Origin of the sequence: Azoarcus sp. TTM-91 (assembly GCF_012911025.1) — a bacterium.
Taxonomy (GTDB): Bacteria; Pseudomonadota; Gammaproteobacteria; order Burkholderiales; family Rhodocyclaceae; genus Azoarcus.
Genome location: NZ_WUEI01000202.1, coordinates 1 through 4252, shown reverse-complemented (window position 1 = coordinate 4252; position 4252 = coordinate 1). Strand labels below are relative to the sequence as shown.

Below are 4252 nucleotides of genomic sequence, written 5' to 3'. Positions count from 1 at the left end.
CCGCCGGCCCAGCCCGCCCCGGAGGAACATCCGCCACGTCCGCCGTACCCCGCGAAAGCGGGAAAAACAGAGAGAGAAACGCAGGAACTCGAACGCACCGCCAACCCCACTGGAAGGACGCCCCAATGAACGCACGTTCCAGAAGCACGCATCGAGATCGGCACCACAACAATCACAACATTGCCCGCTACACCCTGGCCACGCTGGCGCTCGCCGCCTGCTGTGCGCTGCCGCTGGGTGCCGCCGCCGAAGTCGTCACCGTCGGCATCGGCACCCAGAACACCACCACCAACACGGTGACCGGCGGCATCGTCATCAAGGAACTGGGCCTGCTCGAAAAGCACCTGCCGAAGACCGGCAAGTACAAGGACATTTCCTTCAAGGTCGAGTGGCAGAACTTCACCTCCGGCCCGCCGGTAACCAACGGCATGGTCGCCAACACCCTGCAGATCGGCATGATGGGCGACTACCCGCTGCTGGTGAACGGCGCCACCTTCCAGGCCATGCCGGAAACCAAGAGCCGGCTCATCGCGCTGATCGCCTACAACGCCGATGGCGCCGGCAACGGCCTGGTGGTGCACAAGGATTCGCCCTACTACGAGCTGGCTGACCTCAAGGGCAAGAAGGTGTCCGTGCCCTTCGGTTCCGCCGCCCACGGCATGCTGCTGAAGGCGATGGAAGACCGCGGCTGGAAGAGCGACTACTTCGAACTCTCCAGCCAGAGCCCGGAAGTGGGCACTTCCAGCCTGCAGGAGATGCGCATAGACGGTCACGCCGACTTCGTGCCCTTCGCCGAGCTGCTGCCCTACCGCGGTTTCGCCCGCAAGATCTTCGACGGCGTGGAGACCAAGGTGCCCACCTTCCACGGCGTGGTGGTGCGCGAGGACTTCGCCAAGAAGTACCCGGAGTTCGTCGTCGCCTACCTGAAGGCGCTGATGGAAGCCAACGACTGGGTGCGCAAGAACCCGGTGGAAGCGGCGGCCAAGATCGAGCAATGGACCCGCGTCGAGAAGGAAGTGGTCTACATGTTCCTCGGCCCCAGCGGTGTTCATACGCTGGACCCGACGATCAAGCCCAAGTGGATAGAGACGGTGAAGTACGACCACGGCGTGCTGCAGCGCATGGGCCGGGTGAAGGACTTCGACGCCGACGCCTGGGCGGACGAAAGCTACATCCGCACCGCCTACAAGGAGCTGGGGCTGGACTACGACAAGCAGAAGGCCAGCCTCGCCAACTACGAGATCAGCGGCACCGACCCGCTGTGCGGCGGCGCCATCACCAACCCGCGCGAAGCCGGCGAGGTGTGGCTGGACGGCGGCGGCATCACCGCCTACAAGTCCGCCGCCTGCACCCTGGCGGCGGCCGGCAAGGCGGTGGCCGAGGGCAAGAAGATAGGCGTGGCCTTCGTCTTCGACCACAGCAGCAAGATCAAGCTGTTCGCCGACAAGGCCTACTACGCGCTGGGCGGCAAGAGCGGCAAGGAGATCGTGCCCTTCCTGCTGAAGAAGGATGCCGAGGCCTACGTCGCCGCCAACGGCGGCAAGGTCGGCGCCTACGGCGATGCCGTGGCGCTGGCGGGGAGGTGAGCATGGCGGGCGCGATTTCCCTGCGGGTGCTGCGCGGCGAGGGCCGCGCGGCCGGGGCCGGTCCGGGTGAGACGCGGGCTGGCGAGGCGTGCAGTGGTGGCGAAGGGCCGGCCGAGGACAGGCGCGAGGGCGAGGCCCTCGCCGCCGTGCCGGCGCCGTCGCCTGCTGAGTCGGCGGCGCTCGGGCTGGCCGCCGGGGCGGCAACCGAGATATTGCGAGAGACGCCACCGGCCGCGATGGCTGCGACGGCGGTGTCCTTGGCGGAGGCGGGCAGCGCTGTCGCCGGGGCGGCCGTCGTCTCGTCGCCGTCGGTGCTTGCGCCGGCTACCGGCTCGCTCGCCAGCGCGTCTGCCGGCGCGGCAACTGCGATATCGCGGGATGCGCCGCCGGCCGCGGTGGCGGCGACTGCGGCATCCTTCGCCGCGGCGGGCACTGCCGCTGCCGAGCTGCTTTCGACCCGGCTGCAGTCCGCCGGGGCGGTGCCGGCCCGTGCCGCCGCCGGTGGCGGCATGGCCGCGGCCTCGCCCGCCGGCGGCCGGCTGGCGGCCGCGCTGCGCCGCCAACTGCCCGGCCTGCTGCTGGGCCTGGTCTCCATCGGCCTGCTGGTCGGCTTCTGGTACCTCGCCACCGCTTACCGCTGGAACTTCTACATCCGCTTCACCAACGTGCCGACGCCGGGCGAGGTCTTCTCCGAGCTGGTGGCGCTGGCGGGCGACGGCAAGTTCCTCACCAACATCGGCATCAGCCTGCAGCGCATCCTGCTCGGCTTCGCCTTCGCCACCGTGCTGGGCGTGGTCTTCGGCCTGCTGTGCGGGCGCTACCTGATGCTGCGCCGGCTGCTGTTCCCGGCGCTGGAGGTGCTGCGGCCGATACCCGCCATCGCCTGGGTGCCCATCTCCATCATGCTGTGGCCGAGCACCGAGTCCAGCATCGTCTTCATCACCTTCCTCGGCGCCTTCTTCCCCATCCTGCTCAACACCCTGCACGGCGTTGCCGCGGTGGATGCGGTGCTGCTGCGGGCGGCGCGCTGCCTGGGCGCCGGTGAGGCCTCGCTGCTCGCCCGGGTGATCCTGCCGGCGGCGCTGCCGCACATCTTCACCGGGCTGGCGGTGGGCATGGGCGTGGCCTGGGTGTCGCTGATCGCGGCGGAGATGATCTCAGGCCAGTTCGGCGTCGGCTACTTCACCTGGGAGGCCTATTCGCTGATCGAGTATCCGCACATCGTCATCGGCATGCTGGTGATCGGCGTGCTCGGCCTCGCCTGCAGCGGCGCCATCCGCCTGCTGTCGCGCATCGCCATGCCGTGGCAGAGCCTGGGCGGCAGGGAGGGCGCGCCATGAACACGCTGGCAGCCAGCCTTCCCCCCAGCGTGGCGGATGCCGCGCCCGGCCGCGGCCACATCCGGATCGACGACGTCACCGTGCGCTTCACCCAGAACGGCGCCGCGCTGGACGCGGTGCGCGGCATCTCCATCGATGTGAAGCCGGGCGAGTTCGTATCGGTGGTCGGCCCCTCGGGCTGCGGCAAATCCACCCTGCTCAACATCGTCGCCGGCTTTCTCAAGCCCAGCGCCGGCAGCGCCACGGTGGATGGTGCGCCGATACGCGGCCCCGGCGCCGATCGCGGCGTGGTGTTCCAGCAATACTCGCTGTTCCCCTGGCTGAAGGTGCGGGAGAACGTGGAGTTCGGCCTGCGCATGCAGGGCATGGCGCCGGCTGCGCGCTGCGCGCGGGCGCGCACCCTGCTCGGCCTCGCCGGCCTGCTCGCCTTCGAGAACCACTACCCGGAGCAGCTCTCCGGCGGCATGAAGCAGCGGGTGGGCATCGTGCGCGCGCTCGCCACCGGCCCGCAGGTGCTGCTGATGGACGAGCCCTTCGGCGCGCTGGACGCGCAGACGCGGGTGGTGATGCAGGAGATCCTCACCAATATGTGGCAGCAGCTGAAGCTGTCGGTGCTGTTCATCACCCACGACATCGAGGAATCCATCTTCCTGTCCGACAAGGTCTATGTGATGACTGCCCGCCCCGGCCGGGTGAAGGCGGAAATCCCCATTCCGCTGCCGCGCCCGCGCACCGCGGAGATGAGCAACTCGCCGGAGTTCATCGCCATCCTGCAGCGGCTGCGCGCGCTGATCCGTGAGGAAAGCCTGGCGGCCATGGGCGGGGAGCTGCGGGAGGGCGGCCTGGGCGGCGACTGGCACCTGGGCAAGGGCGGCGTGGGGGAGGCCTTATGAGCGCCGCGCCCGGGCCTGCGGCGGTTGCTGCAGCCGACCCGCGCGCGGTGCTGCCCCGCGCCGTCACCGACCGGCGTCCGTCGGGCGAGCTGGTGATCGATTGGGAAGATGGCGCGCGCAGCCTGCTGCCCCACGGTCTGCTGCGTCAGCGTTGCCGTTGCGCGGCCTGCGAGCAGGCGCGCCGCCGTGGATTGCCGCCGCCGGAGCCGGCGGCGCTGAGCGAGATCCGGGCGCTGGCGGTGCAGGGCCTGAACCTGGTCTTTGCCGATGGGCACGAGCGGGGGATCTACCCCTGGGCTTATCTGCGGGCGCTGGGAGACGAGGTGGCGGGTGGCGGAGGGGAGAGTGCCTAGCCTCCGCGATTGAGTCAGCTTGCGGCTGTCGGTAGGGCTAATACTGCCCAGATCAGATCGCGCCGCGGTTCCGCTTTTCC

General features: G+C 69.5%; 4 protein-coding genes. All 4 read left to right on the top strand.

Annotated features, from left to right (window positions below; genetic code table 11):
- Nucleotides 1-125 precede the first annotated feature (125 nt).
- From GRF61_RS23460 to GRF61_RS23445, 4 genes are read left to right on the top strand one after another with little or no spacing between them, the layout of a single operon-like run.
- A complete protein-coding gene (locus GRF61_RS23460; RefSeq protein WP_169153030.1) occupies nt 126-1586 on the top strand; it encodes an ABC transporter substrate-binding protein in 1461 nt (486 codons plus the stop codon).
- 2 nt (nt 1587-1588) lie between these two features.
- Nucleotides 1589-2926, top strand: coding sequence for an ABC transporter permease (locus GRF61_RS24665; protein ID WP_211166170.1), 1338 nt, complete (start codon nt 1589-1591; stop codon nt 2924-2926).
- The gene (locus tag GRF61_RS23450) at nt 2923-3819 is read left to right on the top strand and encodes an ABC transporter ATP-binding protein (RefSeq protein ID WP_169153029.1); all 897 of its coding nucleotides are present in this window, start codon (nt 2923-2925) and stop codon (nt 3817-3819) included. Before GRF61_RS24665 ends, GRF61_RS23450 begins: the two co-directional genes overlap by 4 nt.
- On the top strand, nt 3816-4172 hold the full coding sequence (locus tag GRF61_RS23445) for a DUF971 domain-containing protein (protein WP_169153028.1): 357 nt from the start codon (nt 3816-3818) through the stop codon (nt 4170-4172). Before GRF61_RS23450 ends, GRF61_RS23445 begins: the two co-directional genes overlap by 4 nt.
- Nucleotides 4173-4252 lie beyond the last annotated feature (80 nt).

Bases quoted from the DNA above. Each gene is read 5' to 3' on its own strand.
- GRF61_RS23460 (WP_169153030.1), top strand. From the start codon at position 126: ATGAACGCACGTTCCAGAAGCACGCATCGAGATCGGCACCACAACAAT.
- GRF61_RS24665 (WP_211166170.1), top strand. From the start codon at position 1,589: ATGGCGGGCGCGATTTCCCTGCGGGTGCTGCGCGGCGAGGGCCGCGCG.
- GRF61_RS23450 (WP_169153029.1), top strand. From the start codon at position 2,923: ATGAACACGCTGGCAGCCAGCCTTCCCCCCAGCGTGGCGGATGCCGCG.
- GRF61_RS23445 (WP_169153028.1), top strand. From the start codon at position 3,816: ATGAGCGCCGCGCCCGGGCCTGCGGCGGTTGCTGCAGCCGACCCGCGC.